Here is a 16,809-nt window from a genome sequence, read left to right on the forward strand (position 1 = left end):
GTTCGCTCAGGGGTGTGCATATCCGGAAACGGGGTCGAAAAGCCGTGCGCGACGGGTGTCGATGCCGAGCGCGACCTGCTGTCCGGGGTGAGGCAGTTGTTCGGCGCTAACCCGCGCAACGAGGCGATGGTGTCCCAGATTGACCTCTGCCAATGCGTCAGCACCCAGCAACTCGACCCGGCCGACCGTAGCCCGTGCCATGAGCTGTCCGTCAGGCAGGGTATTCTCCGGCGCAAGGAACAGTTCTTCGGGGCGGATGCCGAGCAGGATTTCAATACCCGCTGGTGGTGGCGTGAAGCCATCGAGCGTGATCGTGAAGGACGCACCGTCTATGACGACGCCTTCCGCCGCCCGACTGTGACGGCAGCGCAGAAGATTCATCTCCGGCGCGCCAATGAAGGACGCCACGAAGGTATTGGCAGGTCGGCGATACACCGTCATCGGCGTATCGAACTGCTGCAGTCGGCCCGCAGCCATGACGGCGATCCGGGTGCCGAGCGTCATGGCCTCCACCTGGTCGTGGGTGACATAGACCACCGTGAGACCCAGCTCCGCGTGCAGCCGCTTGAGTTCGGCGCGCATGTGATTGCGCAGCTTCGCGTCGAGGTTCGACAGGGGTTCGTCGAACAGGAAAACCTTGGGTTTGCGGACCAGGGCCCGCCCGATGGCCACGCGCTGGCGCTGCCCCCCCGAGAGTTCGTTGGGCTTGCGCAGCAGCAGATCCTCAATGTGCAGGATGGACGCAGCCTCGCGCACCCGGACGTCTATTTCGCGCTTGTCCAGGCGCGTGGTTTTCATCAGGCCGAAGGCCATGTTCATGTAGGCGGTCATGTGTGGGTAGAGCGCATAGGACTGAAACACCATCGCGATGTCCCGCTCCTGCGGCGGAGCTTGTGTCACGTCCTTGCCGTCGATGAACAGGCGGCCCGACGAGATGTTCTCGAGACCCGCGATCATTCTCAGTGTGGTCGATTTTCCGCAGCCCGACGGGCCGACGAGAACGGTAAACTCGCGGTCGGCGATGTCCAGATCGAGCGCTTCGACGGCGGTCTGTGCCCCGTAGGTCTTCCCGATCTGCTGCAATGAGAGGCTTGCCATCAGTGTGGTCCTTTCTGCGTATTCGATTTACTTGATGCCCGCATGCATGAAACTGTCGACGAAGCGGCGCTGGAAGATGACGAAGAACAGCAGCAGCGGCGAGACAACGACGATCGTGGCGGCCATCAGTCTTGTCCAGTCAGCGCCACTGTCGGCCTTGGCCAGCAGCCCGAGTCCGATCGGCAGCGTGCGTACTTCCTCGCTGTTGGTGACCAGTAGCGGCCACATGTAGTCGTTCCAGTGCGTCACCACCGAGATGATGGCGAATGCCACCAGGGTCGGTTTCACCAGCGGAAGGTATACATGCCACAGCGTCGACAGGTGCCCGCAGCCGTCCAGGCGGGCGGCATCGGCCAGTTCCGAGGGAACCTGCCGGAAGGCCTGGTGCAACATGAAGGTGCCGTAGCCGCTGGCGACGAAGGGGACGATCAGCGCCCACAGGCTGTTCATCAGGCCGAGTTCGCGGATGGTCACGAAGTTGGTCAGGAAAATCGCGTAGATCGGAAACATGATCTGCACCAGAAACAGCCCGAACAACAGGTTCTTGCCCGGGAAGCGCAGACGGGCGAAGGCATAGGCGGCCAGCGTGATGGTGACGAGCTGGGCGGCGATGATGCTGCCCGTAACCAGCACCGAGTTGATCAGGTAGCGGCCGAAAGGTGCTACCGACAGGGCCGCGGGGTAGTTGGACCATTGTGCGATATCTGGCAGCCAGCCTGCGGCGCTGTCGAAGACCTCGGACTTGGTCTTGAGCGAAGTGACGCCGATCCACAGCACGGGGCTGAGCCAGAGCAGTGCGACGGGCAGCAGAACAAAGTGTTGCCAGTACTTGCATAGCATGTGACGCATGACGTGTCCTTCTCTAGTTGCCAAGGTAGTGCACCCGACGCCCGAGCGTGGCAGCAAGAATGGCGATGAGGGCAATGATGAACAGGAGCAAGGCATTGGCCACGGCCGATGCGTAGCCGATGTCCTGGAACTGGAAGGCGTTCTGGTAGATGTAGAAGGTCAGCACATTGGTGGCGTCTGCCGGCCCGCCCTGCGTCATCACGTAGACGTAATCGAAGATCTGATACGAGTGCAGTACGCCGATAATGATCACGAAGTAGAGCGTCGGCGAGATGAGCGGGATCGTGATGTGCAGCAATTGGCGTGTGGCGGACACGCCGTCCAGCCTTGCAGCTTCGTAGAGGTCGCGCGGAACCAGTTGCAGAGCCGCCAGCAGAATCAGCATGAAATACCCGGCGTATTTCCAGATGCTCATCAGGATGATGGCCGGCATCGCCCAACTGCGGTCATAGAGCCATTCGAGACGGGGCAGTCCGAGCGCAGCCATGAGCCCGTTGATTGGGCCGTAACCCGGTGCATACAGAAATACCCAGACCATGCCGGCGGCGACCGACGGGATCATGACCGGGTAGAAAAAGGCCGAGCGGTAGAAGGCCATGCCACGCAGCCTGGTGTCGAGGCCGACGGCAAGCAGAAGTGCGCAGATGATGGAAAGCGGGATCGTGAGCAGCGTGTAAAGGGCGGTGTTGCCGAAGGATTTCCAGAACAGGCTGTCTGCGAGCAGACGGGCGTAGTTCTCGAGGCCGAGGAAGAAGATTTCCGGCGAGCCGAGCATCACGTCGTGAAAGCTGAACCAGACCGAGCGCAGGATCGGCCAGTAGGTGAACAGCGCCAGGAACACGAGCGACGGCAGCAGCATCATTGCCGCAGCGGGGATGTCGCGCAGGTCTTCGTGGTCGAATCGTGGCATGTTACAGATCGTCCTTGCGGAATGGTCGGGGCACCGACACCTGAGGTATCGGCGCCCCGGGGCGCCGACTTAGCCGCGACGGCGCAACATGCGCTGAATCTCGCGATTCGAGCTGGCAGTCGCCTCACGCAAAGCCGCGTCGGGGCGGATTTCGCCGATCAGGGTACGGTCGATCGCGCTCTTCAGGTACTCGCGCACCTTGTGATAGCCCGGCACCTGCAGGAAGGCGCCGGCGAAAGCCGCCTGGTCGAGAGCAATCCTTGCCTCCGGTACCTCGGCAACGAAACGCTTCATCTCGGCACTTTCCCACGACGACTTGCGTGCGGCGAGGTAGCCGGTCTCCTTGCACCACATGGACTGATTGGCGGTATTGGTCATCCAGCGCGCAAAGGTCCAACATGCGCGCTTGTGTGCGTCGGGCTGATTCTTCGCAATCAGGATCGGCCCGCCACCCATGCTCGCACCGAAGGTCTTGTTCTTAGGCATCGGCGCGACGCCAACCTCGAACGGTGAAGACTTGCGCAGGTTGGTCATCGAGCCGGTGGAGTGGTAGAGCATGGCGGTGCGCCCGGCCATGAAGTCGTTGGCCGAGCCCTGCCAGGTGGATGCGGTCGGCATGACGCCGGCCTGCGCCATGCGCAGCCAGAATTCGAGCGCATCCACCGATTCGGCGGCGTCGAACATCACCTTGTCCTTGGTCCAGGGCACCAGTCCGTTCTGGCGCACGTAGCTCTCGAACATCCAGTCGTGCCAGCCGCCGCCGATGGTGAGGCCCCACTGGGTGACGTCCTGCCCCTGGCGCAGCGTCAGCGCCTTGGCCGTGGCGAACAATTCGTCCCAGGTGTTGGGCGCAGACTTGATGCCGGCTTTGGCCAGCGCGGCCTTGTTGAAATAGAGGACAGGCGTGCTGCACTGGAAGGGCAGGCCGTAGAGCTTGTCGTCCGAAATGCAGGTTCCAAGGAAGCCGGGCAGAAAGTCCTGATAGACGTCATCGGCCTTTGCCAATGCGGTAACGTCCTCGAGCGCATCCATGCTGAGAAAGGTCTGCAGCGCGGAGTTGATCGGCAGCCACGTGCCCGGAGGGTCGCCAACACCGAGTGAAGTCATGACCTTCTGTTCGGTATTGTCGTAGCTGCCTGCGTAGATGGCCTCGACAAGGATGTCCGGGTGAGCGGCGTTGAAGGCGCCGATCATGCCGGAGACGATGCGGTTGATGTCGCCGGACACGCCGACTGGATACATGAAGCTGAGCTTGACCTGTTCCTTTCCGGATGCCATCAGGGGCATGCCGCCAAGCATGCCGGCGACAGACAGGGCAGCAGTATTGCCAAGGAAAGTGCGCCTCGAGATACCGTTGTTGCTGGAATTCATGATCGTTGATCCTTCTTCGCGATGGGAGGGTAGATCGCACGACATTTGCGGCGGGAGCGTCTCGCGAGCATGGGAGACCGCCGAAAACCGGGCCCACGTACTTTCAGTCCGCCGGGTTACGCGAGCGTGACGATTTGTTGATAGTTGTTGATTGATGTGGATTTGATGTTGAAATTTGTCGGGTGGCCGTATTCTTCATGGTGATGTCACCGTGAAGTGTTCCGATATCGTTTCGTCGAGCGCCGACTGGCCTGCCCGGCGATGACAAGCGATCGAAAGGAGGCGCGCATGCTGGTTGCACAGATTTCGGACCTGCACATCAGCCGGGATTCCGGTTTTCTGGCGGGAAGGGTCGACCCCCTGCTCTGCCTTGAACGGGCGGTTGCACATCTGAACCGACTCGTGCCGCGTCCCGATGTGTTGCTGATCAGCGGTGACTTGACCGAGCATGGTGGGGCGGACGAGTACGCCCGTATCCTCGAATTACTTTCTGCGCTGCAGATGCCGGCGTATGCCGTTCCCGGTAACCATGATTCGGCGGCGATGATGCGCGACTGCCTGCCGCTACAAGTGCCCGCGCGTGAGCCGGGGCATGCGTCCTTCGTGATCGAAGGGGCGGGGCTGCGGATCGTCGGGCTGGATACGTCCGTGGAAGGCAAGGCCTATGGCGCGCTGTGTGCGGATCGGCTCGAATGGCTCGAGCATGCCTTGGCCGGGCGCAGCGGGGGGCCGGCGCTGGTCTTCATGCATCATCCGCCGTTCGACACCGGCATCGAGGCAATGGACCGTTGCGGGCTGCTGCATGGACGGGAACGTTTTGGAGAAATCATCCAAAGCCACGGTGCGGTGGCGGGCGTCGTGTGCGGACATGTGCACCGCCCGATTCAAACAACTTTGGGCGGAGTGCCCGTGCATGTCGCAAGTTCGGTGGCACATCAGATAGCGCTCGATCTGAACCGCGATGCACGGCTGGCCTACTGTCTGGAGCCTGGGCGTGTGTCTCTCCATCGGTGCCTGCCCGGCGTTCCGATGGTCAGTCACTCGAGCTATATCAGGGATTTCCCCGGGCCGTTTGAATTCTGAGCGTTCAGCGCAGCGAGATGACCGGCCATCCCTGGCTTTCCGCGTGCGCACGCAGGGTGTCGTCGGGGTCGACGGCAACCGGTTGCCGCACCCGCTGCATCAGTGGCAGGTCGTTGTGCGAGTCGCTGTAGAACCATGAGCTGTCAAAGCTGCCGTAATGCAGACCGAGGGATTCGAGCCAGGCATCGACGCGCTCGATCTTGCCCGCCTTGAAGGACGGCGTGCCGCGTGGCTTGCCGGTGAACTGGCCATTCTCCTGCGCGGGGATGGTGGCGATCAGGTGCGGGATACCGAATTCGCGCACGATCGGTCCGGTGACGAAACTGTTCGTGGCGGTCACGACCGCGACCAGTGCGCCACGCGCCAGGTGTTCATCGACCAGAGCACGCGATTTCGTCGAAATCATCGGCATGATGCTCGTCGTCATGAACTCGCGGTGCCAGGCGTCGAGCTCTGCGCGCGGATGGCGGGCCAGCGGCGCCAGCTGAAAATCGAGAAACTCGAAGATGTCCAGCGTGCCGTCCTTGTACTGTTCGTAGAACGCGACGTTCCTCGCCGCCTGCACTTCACGGTCCAGCACGCCCTTGCCGATCAGGAATTGCGCCCAGGCAAAGTCCGAATCGCCTGCAAGCAGAGTATTGTCGAGGTCGAAGAGTACGAGATCCATGTGAGGTTCCGGGTGTGCGTCGTATTGCGGCTCTAGAGCCGGTTTCAGATGGCAAGCCCCTGCTGCATCAGTTCCCGCAGCAGGGGGAGTGTGATCGGGCGCTTTTGTTCGAGTGACGCGGCGTCGAGTGCGTTGAAGGCGGCGAGCAGGCTGGGCAGGTCGCGGCGACCGTGGCGCAGCAGGAAGTCGACCACCTCGTCCGCTAGCCGCAAGCCTCGGCGTTCTGCCAGCATGGCGAGGATGGCGGCGCGTGAATCGTCGTCCAGTGGCTGAACTTCGAAGATCAGGCTTTGCCCGATGCGGGTGCGCAGGTCTTCGCGCAGGGCGAGCCCAAGCGGCGCCTGCGGGCCCGACAGCAGCAGCGACTGGGCATTGAGGCGGGCGCGGTTGAATGCGTTGAACAGGGCGATCTGGGCTTCGGGGCGCAAGCGGTCGATGTCGTCCACCGCGACCAGGGCACCTTCGGTTTCGGGCAGCGTATCGCGGATGTCGCCGGCGTTGACAAAGTGAGCGGCGCGGCCGTGCTCGGTCGCGAGCTGAACGCTGGCCTGCAGCAGATGCGAGCGCCCCTTGCCGCTACTGCCCCAAAGGTAGAGATGCGGCGCCGGTAGGGCGTCGCGCGCGCAGGCGAGCAGCGACAGACTGGCGATGAGCTCCTGGTTGGCGCCGACGACGAAATTGTCCAGCGTCGGGGGCGTGTCGGTGCGGATGTCGAGAAGCAGTTGCTTCATGTGTCGTCACGCTCGCCGAGATAGAGCCGGCTGGAAAACCAGGCTGCGCTGAGTTCGCGCAGGCCGACGAGCAGGGCGGCGCTGACCGGAAGGGCCACCAGGATGCCGACGAAGCCGAACAGCTGGCCGAACGCCATCAGGGCGAAGATCACCGCCAGTGGATGCAGGCCGATGCGCTCGCCGACCAGGTACGGTGTGAGCAGGAAGCTCTCCAGCAATTGCCCCAGTCCATAGACCACGGCGACGCCGATCAGCGGCGACCAGCCCCCACCCTGAAGCAGCGCTGCCACAATCGCCAGGATCAGGCCACCGCCGAAGCCGACATAGGGAATGAAGACCAGCAGCCCGGTGATGACGCCGACCGGGAGTGCAAACTTGAGGCCGGCGAGCCACAGACCGAGGCTGTAATACACCGCGAGCAGCAACATCACCGAGAGCTGGCCGCGCAGGAATTCCGACAGTACCGAATCGACATCGCCGATGACGTGCATGGTGCGGGCGATCCACGGTCGCGGCACGACATGCTGCAGGCCATTGACGATCCGCGGCCACTCCTGCAGCAGGTAGAACATCACCACCGGCACCAGAAAGAGATTGGCAAGCACGCCGACCACGGCCATGCCGCCGGTCTTGAGGTGTCCAAGGACGATGGGCACGAGGTCCTGCGCGCTCTCCCAGTGCTGGGTCATCCATTCCCGCAGTTGTGCCGAGTCGAGCTGCAAGTCGACACCGAGACGCGCCTGCAGCAAGGGGCTGATCCTGAGATTGAACAGCTCGATGAGGTCGGGCAGGCGCCGCAGCAGCGTCACCGCCTCGCGGTACAGCATGGGCATCAGGATCAGGGTCAGGGTAACGAGGATCAGGCCGAGCCCGACGATGACCAGCAGGACCGCTGCGGCGCGCGGCATCCTGCGGCCCACCAGCCAATTGACCGCCGGATCGCAGATATACGCGAACACCGCGGCGACGACGAAGGGCGCCAGAATCGGGGAAAGCACCCAGAACAGCCCGATCAGGGCAAGCGCGCCGCCAGCCCAGGCGGCAGTTTGCAGACGGTCGGCGCGGGGCGTGTTCATTTCAAGTAAAATTGTCGGCCAGTTGCGGGCCGGGTTGGCCTGCGAAACACGTAAATGTAGCCACTTGGCGTGCTTGCCTCAAGTTCGGGGTGTCGCCACAGCGGCTGAATTCTGCATCCGCACTGCCAGAGGAACGATCTTGAGCGCGCAAAAAACCTCCCTTTCCTATCGTGATGCCGGCGTCGACATCGAGGCCGGTGACGCCCTGGTCGACCGGATCAAGCCTTTCGCCAAGCGCACCATGCGCCCCGAAGTGCTCGGCGGTATCGGCGGGTTCGGCGCGCTGTTCGAGCTGTCGAAAAAATATCGCGAGCCGGTTCTGGTGTCGGGCACCGATGGCGTCGGAACCAAACTCAAGCTGGCTTTTCACTGGAACAAGCATGACACCGTCGGCCAGGACCTGGTGGCCATGAGTGTGAACGATATTCTGGTGCAGGGGGCTGAACCACTGTTCTTTCTCGACTACTTCGCCTGCGGCAAGCTCGACGTCGATACCGCTGCCGATGTGGTCAAGGGCATCGCCCGGGGCTGTGAATTGTCGGGTTGCGCGCTGATAGGCGGCGAGACGGCCGAAATGCCCAGCATGTATCCCGACGGCGAATACGATCTGGCCGGTTTTGCCGTCGGCGCGGTCGAGAAGGCAGACATCATCGACGGCTCGAAGATCATGCCCGGCGACGTGGTGCTCGGTCTGGCATCGAGCGGGGCGCATTCCAACGGTTACTCGCTAATCCGCAAGATTATCGAGGTCGCCAAGCCCGACCTCGATGCCGACTTTCACGGTCGTCCCTTCCGCGATGTGGTGATGGAGCCCACGCGCCTGTACGTCAAGCCGCTGCTGGCGTTGATGCAGTCCATGCCGGGCGTGGTCAAGGGTATGGCCCATATTACCGGGGGCGGCATCACCGAGAACGTGCCGCGCATTCTGCGCGACGAACTGGTGGCCCGCATCGATGCCGGGAGCTGGACGCTGCCGCCGCTGTTCCAGTGGCTGCAGGCCGCGGGCAATGTCGACATGCAGGAGATGTATCGCGTGTTCAACTGCGGTATCGGCATGGCCGTGGTGGTCGCCGCCGACCGCGCGGAAGCGGTGACGGCGCAACTGCTTGCAGCCGGCGAGACGGTGCATCGTATTGGTCGTATCGATGCCCGCAAGGCGGGTGAGGCGCAGACCATCGTCGGCTGATCGCCTGACCCGGTCGCGCCCGACAACAGGCCGGAATAGTCTTCCGGCCTTTTTTGTGCCCGCACCGACATCCCCGGAGTTATTTGGCGCTGAGGAACTCGGCCGTGCCGGGAGGTTCTGAGTTCGGGGCGGATCATTCCGGTCCAGGCGATGCGGACGCAATGCAGGTGTGCCGGTCGTTCCCATCTGACAGAATCGCGTTTTCCACTTCGGCTGTCGTCGCCATGTCCATTCGCCGCCCGTTCGTCCTTGTCCTGATCAGCGTCGGCCTGGTGGCGGCGGTTGCGGTCGGCTGGCATCTGGCGCGCGGAGGCAGGGCCGGCGAGGCGGTGGTGGCCGCGGCGGTGCCGGCGCGAACTGCCCCGGTGGTGGTCGAGGCGCAGGTCGTTGCCGTTCAGCCGATGGCGGAAGATGTCACCGCGGTGGGATCACTGGTGTCGAACGAGTCGGTGGTGCTCCGGCCGGAGATTGCGGGACGCATCGCGCGGATCGGTTTTCGTGACGGCGTGGCCGTGCGCGAGGGGGCGGTGCTGATCGAACTCGACGCAGCCGTTCAGCGCGCCGAACTGCAGCAGGCGCAGGCTGCGCTCGACCTTTCCGTGGCCAATCATCGCCGCGCCGAAGACCTGTTTGCGCGCAAGTTCGTCAGCAGGAGCAGTCTCGATACCGCGCAATCCCAGCTCGAGGCTGCGCGTGCCGCGGTTGCTCTGGCCCGGGCGCGTTTCGAACGCACCCGGATTCGTGCGCCATTCGACGGCATTGCCGGGATTCGCAAGGTCAGTGTTGGCGACTACATCAAGGATGGCGAGGCGCTGGTCAATATCGAGGATATCGCCACGCTCAAGGTCGACTTCCGTCTGCCAGAGCTCTATCTGGATCGATTGCGGCCGGGGCAGGTGCTCGAGGTGAGCAGCGATGTACTGCCCGGCAAGCGTTTCGAGGCGACGCTGGATGCGATCGATCCGCTGGTGGACAGCCAGGCACGGGCGGTGCAGCTGCGCGCCCGTTTGCCCAATACCGGCGGCAGTTTGCGTCCGGGCGGCTTCGTCCGTGTGCGCTTGATCCTGCAGGACCGCCCGCAGGTGCTGGTTGTGCCGGAAGAGGCGCTGGTCATGGCGCCGGGTAATGTGCAGTTCGTGTATCGGATCGAGGCCGGCAAGGCCAGACGGGTGGATGTGCAGACCGGCGCGCGTCGTGCCGGCATGGTGGAGCTTGTCGCCGGGCTCTCGGCGGGTGATCGCATCGTCACCGCGGGTCAGCTCAAGTTGCGCGATGGCGCCGCGGTGACGGTGGCCGGCGCTGCGACCGCAAAGTCAGGCAGCTGAGCGGTCGCGCCATGGTGATCTCCGAGATCTGCATCCGCCGCCCGGTGTTTGCCACCGTGCTGTCACTGTTGTTGCTGTTGGTCGGGCTGATGTCGTGGACGCAACTGAGCGTGCGTGAATATCCGAACATCGACGAGCCGGTGGTCACGGTCGATACGACCTATGCCGGGGCGAGTGCCGAGATCGTCGAGTCGCAGGTCACCAAGCCGCTGGAGGATTCGCTGGCCGGCATCGAGGGCGTGGACGTGCTGTCGTCCATCAGCCGCCAGGAGCGCAGCCAGATTACCGTGCGTTTTCGCATCGAACGCAATGCCGACAGCGCGGCCGCGGATGTGCGTGACCGGGTGTCGCGGGTTCGCCGCCGCCTCCCCGACGATGTGGACGAACCCGTGATTTCCAAGGTCGAAGCCGATGCCAGTCCGATCATCTGGGTGGCATTTTCGTCCGATCGCCACTCGGCGCTGGAAATGAGCGACTTTGCCACCCGCATCATCAAGCCCCGGCTGCAGACCCTTCCCGGCGCGGCCGACGCACGCGTATTTGGTGAGCGACGCTACTCGATGCGAATCTGGCTCGACCGCGACCGCCTGGCTGCTCATGGTCTCACCGCACAGGATGTCGAAGATGCCATCCGGCGCCAGAACGTCGAGCTTCCCGCCGGTCGCATCGAGGGCGAGGCGCGCGAATTCGCCGTGGTGGCGCGTACCGACCTCGTCGATCCGCAGCAGTTTGCCGCGATCGTGGTACGCAAGGCGGAGACGGCCGACGCTTACGCGGTACGGATACGCGATATCGGCCGGGTCGAGGTGGCGCCTGCCAACGAGCGTACCCTGGTGCGCTTCATGGGTAAGCCGGCGATATCGCTGGGGCTGATCAAACAGTCAACGGCGAATCCGCTCGACCTGAAGAAAGGGCTGGTGGAGATGCTGCCGCGCCTGCTCGCGGAGTTGCCAGAAGGCATGTCGATGACCATCGCCAATGACACCACGGTGTTCATCGAGCGTTCGATCGCGTCGGTTTTTTCGACGATTCTTGAGGCTGTACTGCTGGTCGCCGTGGTGTGCCTGTTCTTCCTGCGCAACTGGCGGGCGATGCTGATCCCGCTGGTGACTATTCCGGTGTCGCTGGTCGGCGCGTTTGCGTTGATGTACATGCTCGGATTCTCGATCAATACCTTGACCCTGCTCGCACTGGTGCTCGCCATCGGCCTGGTGGTCGACGATGCCATCGTGGTGCTGGAGAATATCTATCGCCATATCGAGGAAGGCATGGCGCCGCTGGCGGCCGCCTTCAAGGGCGCAAAGGAGATCGGTTTCGCGGTGGTGGCAATGACCATCACTCTGGCCGCGGTCTATGCGCCGGTGGCCTTCATGACCGGTCGTACCGGCAAGCTGTTCGGCGAGTTCGCACTGACGCTGGCGGGGGCTGTGCTGGTATCTGGTTTCGTCGCGCTGACGCTGTCGCCGATGATGTGTTCGAAGCTGCTGCGCCATGAACGCAGGCATGGCGCCTTGTACCTGTGGATTGAACGCTTTCTCGAGGCGCTGGGCGCTGCCTACAGGCGCGGGCTGATACGCATGCTGGGCCTGCGCTGGGTGGTCATGCTCGCGTTTGCGCTGGTGGCTGGGCTGGCGGTGTGGCTGCTGGGACAGCTCAAGTCGGAACTGGCGCCGGTGGAGGACCGTGGCCGCGTGGTGAGCATCTTCAACGGACCGGAAGGCGCAACCATGGACTACATGGCGCGCTACGCCTCGCAGGTGGAGGACATCTTTGCCCGTACCGCCGACGTCGATCGCTATCTGGTGATCTCTGGCAGTCCGACGATTTCGCAGGGCATCGCGTTTGCCGGCTTCACCGGCTGGAACGAACGCACGCGCTCCGCCCAGGCAATCGCCAGTGAGCTGGGACCGAAGCTCAAGGCCATTCCGGGCATCAATGCCTTTCCGGTGCTGCCCGCGGCCTTTGGGCAAAGTTCGCGCTCGCGCCCGATCAACGTCGTGGTGGTGAGTTCCGCGTCGTACGAGGAGCTGGGCCGATACACCGACCGCATCGTCGATGAGATGCAGGGCAATCCCGGCTTCGTTTCCCCCGACACCGACCTCAAGCTCACCAAGCCGGAGCTCGGCGTGGAGGTCGATCGCGAACGGGCTGCCGACCTTGGGGTGTCGATCGATGTTGTCGGGCGAACGCTCGAGACCATGCTCGGCGGCCGCCAGGTCACGCGCTACAAGCGCGAAGCAGAGCAATACGACGTCGTGGTGCAGATGGACGCAGGCAGCCGCAGCGATCCGCGCGACATCCGCGATATCTTCGTGCGTGGCAAGGCTGGTGCCATGGTGCCGCTGTCCGGTCTGGTGAGCGTGAGCGCAGGCCTGAGCCCGCGCGAGCTCAACCATTTTGGCCAGCGCCGCGCCGTCGCCATCACTGCGAACCTGGCGCCGGGGTATTCGATGGGCGAGGCGCTGGCCTTCGTCGAGGCGGCGAGCGCCCGTGTGCTCCCGCCCGGCTATGCCATCGACTACGACGGACAGTCGCGCGAGTTCAAAAGCAGTTCGGCCACCCTGGCGGTCACCTTCGTCCTGGCGCTGGCCTTCATTTACCTGGTGCTGGCGGCACAGTTCGAGAGTTTCCGCGATCCGCTGATCATCATGCTGACGGTGCCGCTGTCGATGGCCGGGGCACTGGGCGCGTTGCGGATGACCGGGGGCTCGCTCAATGTCTATAGCCAGATCGGGTTGGTGACCCTGGTCGGCCTGATCACCAAGCATGGCATTCTGATCGTGGAGTTCGCCAATCAGTTGCGCGAACGCGGCGAGCCGCTCGGCGTCGCCATCATCGATGCGTCGGTGCTGCGTCTGCGCCCGATCCTGATGACCACCGGGGCGATGGTGCTCGGCGCCATCCCGCTGGCGCTGGCCACGGGCGCCGGTGCGGAGAGCCGTCAGCAGATCGGCTGGGTGATCGTGGGCGGACTGGTGCTCGGGACCTTGTTCACACTGTTCGTGGTTCCGACGGTCTATACTCTGCTTGCCCGTCGCGAACGTGAGCCGGAAACTTTGTCTTCGCCTTCGGGTCGCATGGTGTCATGAGACGCCTGATTTTGGAGAGCATCATGGATTCCGCGTTAAGGATTTCCGCCGTCGATACGTCAGCCGTGCAGTCTGCGCGACAGGCGGCGCTTCCGGGCGAGGCCCGGACCGTTTCCGATCCGCGTGCAGCGGGTGAGCAGGCGTCGGCGCAAGTGAGCATCAGTGCGGAAGGGCGTGCTGCGGAGCAGGCGGCGATTGCGGCAGCGCAGTCACCCGATGCGGCTGTTGCCGCGGCGCAGGTCGAGGTGGTGGCGCCGCCGGCCAATGCCGAGTCTTCGCGCTCGCTCGAGTCAGCCGTGGCGACGCCCGGGCCGGCGACTGGCGCGTCCCGGTCCGAGCGTGGTGAGGTCGAAGCGACAGAAGGGCGGGCCGAGACCACTGCCGAGGCGAGGTCGCGCAGCGAACCCGATGCGGCGTCTTCTGCCAACCGTCCGGCGGTTGAGTTGTATCTCGACAACGCCTCGCGCTCGAACGCGCAGCCGGCGCCATCTACGGTGCGCGTGTCGGCCTGACGGCTTCCTTCCCGGTCGCAGGATTGAAGCTGCAGCGTTCGTGGTTGCGGTCTTCCGACGCGGCATTTGTGGCGTATTGAGCACGGCGCACCGTGGGGCAAACCTGGTGTTGGCGGTTCTTGCCCGGCGATGGGCGCATGGATGACGTTGCGCTTGATCAGGCACTTCTCAGTCCGAGCCGTCTGACGATCCAGATTGCCAGTAGTGGCAGGCCGAACCCCAACGCCGTCACGCTCAGCAGCAGCATGCCCAGTTCGCTGTAGTCGGCAGCTACCTTGACCGCCCCGCTGGCTGCGTCCCTGACCTCGCGCGTGATGATGAAGATCTCGTTCATGTATTTCGTGCCGAGTTGGGACGCCGACAGCGCGAGATTGGTGAAGGAGGCCATCACGGCAAAGAAGGTCGCCTTGAGGTGTTGCGGCGCCGAGTTCGCGATCCAGGCCAGCATCGGCACCATGGCCACCTGTCCCAGGGGCGATTCCAGAGCGGTATTGGCAATGGCGATGAAGCGGGCATCGATCAGGCCGCCGGTCATGCGGGCGGTCCATTCATGAAGTCCGTGGTACATGCCGATGATCGGCAGCGTAAGGACGGTTCCGGCCAGCGTGAGGAACACCACGATCTGGGCGATCGATTTCTCGGCCATGAAGCGGCGGAATAGAAACAGGCCGGCCAGCGTCAGTGCGCTGGTGATCAGATCGAGCCGCGACAGAAAGGACTGGTCGAAGCCGAGTTCGTCGATCATCCACCAACCGGCGCCGGCACCGGTGCCGGGCATGGCACGGAAGACGAAAATGATGACGGCGGTGCCGAGCAGGGTCCGCGCCGCTTCCGGGGGCAGTTCGCGCAGCAGTCGCGCCATCATCATGGCGATGACCGCGAAAGATCCGACAAAGATGATCTCCTGGCCGAACTCGATGCCGGATAGCCCGACCGCGAGCGTCAGCGCAACGAAGGCCGCGCTTCCACCCAGGATCCACCAGTTGGCGCGGGTCTTTTCCTCCGGGTCGTGGACCAGGCGGTCGATGTCTGCCTGACTGTGGCCCAGGCCCGATAGCCGGCGCGCTTCGGCGCGCTTGAGGAAGCCGGCCAGAATCACGCCACTGACCGACAGCAGGGGGATGATCAGGGCCATCTCGTAGATACGCAGGTAGATTGCCACCTTCTCGGCTTCGGGCAGGGATTCCGCGCCCTGGAACATCACCACGTTGGCGAGCGACACCAGCACGCTGCCACCGATGATTGCGACCCGGCCGAGCATCTGCATCGTCGTGTGCATGAGGCGGATCGTGCCAACGGCGATGGGCTTGCCCACGGCGTCGATGCGCGGCACGGCCTCGACCGTCATCGCATCGGCCACCGCATCCTGCATGACGTAGCCGACCGGCGACAGCAGTACGGAGAGAACGAACCAGGCTTCCACCGGCATGATCGCGCGCATCGCATCCGGCTGGCCGATCAGGCCGCACATGATTAGCAGCCCGGCCGCGATCAGGCTGGCACCGAGATAGACCAGCCCGCTCTTGTAGCGCCACAGTAGATCGACCAGGTGGCCGATCGGCATCTTCAGCGCCCATGGGATGCCTGCCCAGAAGCCCAGAGCGGCGAGAAAGGCCGCCGAAAGGTCGAGGTAATCCTTGATGAAGAAGGTGCCGACGATGCCGGTGAGTCCGGAGACGCCGGCGGCGCAGTACACCATCAGCGGCGGCAGGTAGGACAGCCGCATTTCGCGACCGAGTTCGAGGATGTTGCGATCGATCCAGCGATATACGGCACTCAGCATTCAGGCAGCCTTTCCGGTTTGGGTGGTGTTCAGCGCGCGAACATGCGTTCGATCAGGGGCAGAATCCAAGGCAGGGACACCGCCGTCAGCAGTCCGTTCAGTCCCATTGCGAGCGCGGCAAACGCCCCTGCCTGCTCGCTGACCTGGAACGCGCGCGCGGTACCGATGCCATGCGAGGCGATCCCGATGGCAAAGCCGCGCACCGCATGATCGTCGATTCGCAGCAGGCGATAGACATAGCGCGCACCGACCGCACCGAGGATGCCGGTCATGATCACCAGCACCGCAGTCAGCGACGGCAGGCCACCCAGACGTTCGGCCACCGCCATGGCGATCGGTGTCGTGACGCTCTTGGGGGCGAGCGACATCAGCGATTCGCGACTCGCGCCCAGCACTGCGCCGATGGCGTAGGCCGACAGCGCGGCGGTGAGAGAACCGGCTGCGAGGCTGATCAGCAGTGGTCCCGCCATGGTCTTGAGGCGCGGCCACTGCGCATGGAGCGGAATGGCGAGCGCAACGGTTGCCGGTCCGAGAAGGAAATGGACGAACTGGGCCCCATCGAAATAGGTCGAGTAGGGCGTGCCGGTCAACAACAGCACCCCTGCCAGCATGGCGACGGCAAGCAGTACGGGGTTGGCAAGCGGGTGGAAGCCCACGCGCTTGTATATCTGGAAGGCTGCCTGATAGGCGATGAGGGTGAGGGTGAGTCCGAGCAGCGGGGTGGTCGAGAGGTAGACCCAGATCTCGTTCAGGTTGCTGCCCATCACTAGTGCTCCGCCTGATGGACGCGTTTGCTCAAGGCGCGCAGCACCACGGCAGTGACGGCGATGGTCAGCAAGGTGCTGCCCACCAGGGCAGCCGTCAGCGGCAGCCACTCGTCGGCGAGGCGCGCGCCGTAGAGAATGACCCCGGTACCCGCGGGCACGAAAAGCAGAGACAGATGCTGCAGCAGGGTGCCGGCGGTGCTGCGCAATGGCTCGTCGGGACCGCCGCGCAGCATCAGTGCAACAAACAACAGGGCCATGCCAATCACCGGACCCGGCACGGGTAAGGCAAAGGCGCGGGCGATGACTTCGCCAAGCAGTTGGAAAACCAGCAGGATGGTGAGGGACTGGAGCATGTGGGGTCT

At 63.8% G+C, this 16,809-nt stretch carries 15 protein-coding genes; 5 read left to right on the top strand and 10 right to left on the bottom strand.

Features of this window, described 5'->3' with window-relative positions:
* Positions 1–6: 6 nt before the first annotated feature.
* From ugpC to J5J83_RS20425, 4 genes are all read right to left on the bottom strand, one after another.
* Entirely contained in the window at positions 7–1,098 is a 1,092-nt protein-coding gene (ugpC, locus tag J5J83_RS20410) for a sn-glycerol-3-phosphate ABC transporter ATP-binding protein UgpC (RefSeq protein ID WP_212351795.1), read from the bottom strand.
* 27 nt (positions 1,099–1,125) lie between these two features.
* Positions 1,126–1,947 carry a carbohydrate ABC transporter permease gene (locus J5J83_RS20415; protein WP_212351797.1) on the bottom strand — a complete coding sequence of 274 codons (822 nt, stop codon included), beginning with the start codon at positions 1,945–1,947 and terminating at the stop codon, positions 1,126–1,128.
* Between the two features lie 13 nt (positions 1,948–1,960).
* Positions 1,961–2,857, bottom strand: a complete 897-nt coding sequence (locus J5J83_RS20420) for a sugar ABC transporter permease (protein WP_212351799.1) — start codon at positions 2,855–2,857, stop codon at positions 1,961–1,963.
* Positions 2,858–2,926: 69 nt separating this feature from the next.
* Entirely contained in the window at positions 2,927–4,228 is a 1,302-nt protein-coding gene (locus tag J5J83_RS20425; RefSeq protein WP_212351802.1) for an ABC transporter substrate-binding protein, read from the bottom strand.
* A 288-nt stretch (positions 4,229–4,516) separates the two neighbouring features.
* Here J5J83_RS20425 and J5J83_RS20430 point away from each other — a divergent pair, with 288 nt between their 5' ends.
* Positions 4,517–5,311 (top strand): phosphodiesterase, encoded by a 795-nt coding sequence (locus tag J5J83_RS20430; RefSeq protein ID WP_212351804.1) that lies wholly within the window; start codon positions 4,517–4,519, stop codon positions 5,309–5,311.
* Between the two features lie 4 nt (positions 5,312–5,315).
* Here J5J83_RS20430 and J5J83_RS20435 read toward each other — a convergent pair whose 3' ends face one another.
* The 3 genes from J5J83_RS20435 to J5J83_RS20445 are packed head-to-tail and all read right to left on the bottom strand — an operon-like array spanning position 5,316 to position 7,785.
* Entirely contained in the window at positions 5,316–5,978 is a 663-nt protein-coding gene (locus tag J5J83_RS20435) for an HAD family hydrolase (RefSeq protein WP_212351805.1), read from the bottom strand.
* Positions 5,979–6,022: 44 nt separating this feature from the next.
* On the bottom strand, positions 6,023–6,709 hold the full coding sequence (gene hda, locus J5J83_RS20440; protein WP_212351806.1) for a DnaA regulatory inactivator Hda: 687 nt from the start codon (positions 6,707–6,709) through the stop codon (positions 6,023–6,025).
* A complete protein-coding gene (locus J5J83_RS20445; RefSeq protein ID WP_212351807.1) occupies positions 6,706–7,785 on the bottom strand; it encodes an AI-2E family transporter in 1,080 nt (359 codons plus the stop codon). Before J5J83_RS20445 ends, hda begins: the two co-directional genes overlap by 4 nt.
* A 139-nt stretch (positions 7,786–7,924) precedes the next feature.
* Between J5J83_RS20445 and purM the strand changes: the two genes are divergently transcribed.
* From purM to J5J83_RS20465, 4 genes are all read left to right on the top strand, one after another.
* On the top strand, positions 7,925–8,971 hold the full coding sequence (gene purM, locus J5J83_RS20450; RefSeq protein WP_212351808.1) for a phosphoribosylformylglycinamidine cyclo-ligase: 1,047 nt from the start codon (positions 7,925–7,927) through the stop codon (positions 8,969–8,971).
* A 224-nt stretch (positions 8,972–9,195) separates the two neighbouring features.
* Positions 9,196–10,296 carry an efflux RND transporter periplasmic adaptor subunit gene (locus J5J83_RS20455; protein ID WP_212351809.1) on the top strand — a complete coding sequence of 367 codons (1,101 nt, stop codon included), beginning with the start codon at positions 9,196–9,198 and terminating at the stop codon, positions 10,294–10,296.
* An 11-nt stretch (positions 10,297–10,307) separates the two neighbouring features.
* Complete coding sequence (locus tag J5J83_RS20460) at positions 10,308–13,385, top strand: efflux RND transporter permease subunit (RefSeq protein ID WP_212351811.1); 3,078 nt, start codon at positions 10,308–10,310, stop codon at positions 13,383–13,385.
* 23 nt (positions 13,386–13,408) lie between these two features.
* Complete coding sequence (locus J5J83_RS20465; RefSeq protein ID WP_212351813.1) at positions 13,409–13,897, top strand: hypothetical protein; 489 nt, start codon at positions 13,409–13,411, stop codon at positions 13,895–13,897.
* Positions 13,898–14,054: 157 nt separating this feature from the next.
* Here J5J83_RS20465 and J5J83_RS20470 read toward each other — a convergent pair whose 3' ends face one another.
* The 3 genes from J5J83_RS20470 to J5J83_RS20480 are packed head-to-tail and all read right to left on the bottom strand — an operon-like array spanning position 14,055 to position 16,800.
* Positions 14,055–15,680: a hypothetical protein gene (locus tag J5J83_RS20470; RefSeq protein ID WP_212351815.1), complete on the bottom strand. Its 1,626-nt coding sequence runs from the start codon at positions 15,678–15,680 to the stop codon at positions 14,055–14,057.
* Between the two features lie 29 nt (positions 15,681–15,709).
* Positions 15,710–16,444, bottom strand: a complete 735-nt coding sequence (locus tag J5J83_RS20475) for an LrgB family protein (RefSeq protein WP_212351817.1) — start codon at positions 16,442–16,444, stop codon at positions 15,710–15,712.
* Positions 16,445–16,446: 2 nt separating this feature from the next.
* Entirely contained in the window at positions 16,447–16,800 is a 354-nt protein-coding gene (locus J5J83_RS20480) for a CidA/LrgA family protein (RefSeq protein ID WP_212351819.1), read from the bottom strand.
* Positions 16,801–16,809: the final 9 nt, after the last annotated feature.

It is taken from the genome of Azoarcus sp. L1K30, assembly GCF_018122735.1.
GTDB lineage: Bacteria > Pseudomonadota > Gammaproteobacteria > Burkholderiales > Rhodocyclaceae > Parazoarcus.

Bases quoted from the DNA above. Each gene is read 5' to 3' on its own strand.
- ugpC (WP_212351795.1), bottom strand. From the start codon at position 1,098: ATGGCAAGCCTCTCATTGCAGCAGATCGGGAAGACCTACGGGGCACAG.
- J5J83_RS20415 (WP_212351797.1), bottom strand. From the start codon at position 1,947: ATGCGTCACATGCTATGCAAGTACTGGCAACACTTTGTTCTGCTGCCC.
- J5J83_RS20420 (WP_212351799.1), bottom strand. From the start codon at position 2,857: ATGCCACGATTCGACCACGAAGACCTGCGCGACATCCCCGCTGCGGCA.
- J5J83_RS20425 (WP_212351802.1), bottom strand. From the start codon at position 4,228: ATGAATTCCAGCAACAACGGTATCTCGAGGCGCACTTTCCTTGGCAAT.
- J5J83_RS20430 (WP_212351804.1), top strand. From the start codon at position 4,517: ATGCTGGTTGCACAGATTTCGGACCTGCACATCAGCCGGGATTCCGGT.
- J5J83_RS20435 (WP_212351805.1), bottom strand. From the start codon at position 5,978: ATGGATCTCGTACTCTTCGACCTCGACAATACTCTGCTTGCAGGCGAT.
- hda (WP_212351806.1), bottom strand. From the start codon at position 6,709: ATGAAGCAACTGCTTCTCGACATCCGCACCGACACGCCCCCGACGCTG.
- J5J83_RS20445 (WP_212351807.1), bottom strand. From the start codon at position 7,785: ATGAACACGCCCCGCGCCGACCGTCTGCAAACTGCCGCCTGGGCTGGC.
- J5J83_RS20455 (WP_212351809.1), top strand. From the start codon at position 9,196: ATGTCCATTCGCCGCCCGTTCGTCCTTGTCCTGATCAGCGTCGGCCTG.
- J5J83_RS20460 (WP_212351811.1), top strand. From the start codon at position 10,308: ATGGTGATCTCCGAGATCTGCATCCGCCGCCCGGTGTTTGCCACCGTG.
- J5J83_RS20465 (WP_212351813.1), top strand. From the start codon at position 13,409: ATGGATTCCGCGTTAAGGATTTCCGCCGTCGATACGTCAGCCGTGCAG.
- J5J83_RS20470 (WP_212351815.1), bottom strand. From the start codon at position 15,680: ATGCTGAGTGCCGTATATCGCTGGATCGATCGCAACATCCTCGAACTC.
- J5J83_RS20475 (WP_212351817.1), bottom strand. From the start codon at position 16,444: ATGGGCAGCAACCTGAACGAGATCTGGGTCTACCTCTCGACCACCCCG.
- J5J83_RS20480 (WP_212351819.1), bottom strand. From the start codon at position 16,800: ATGCTCCAGTCCCTCACCATCCTGCTGGTTTTCCAACTGCTTGGCGAA.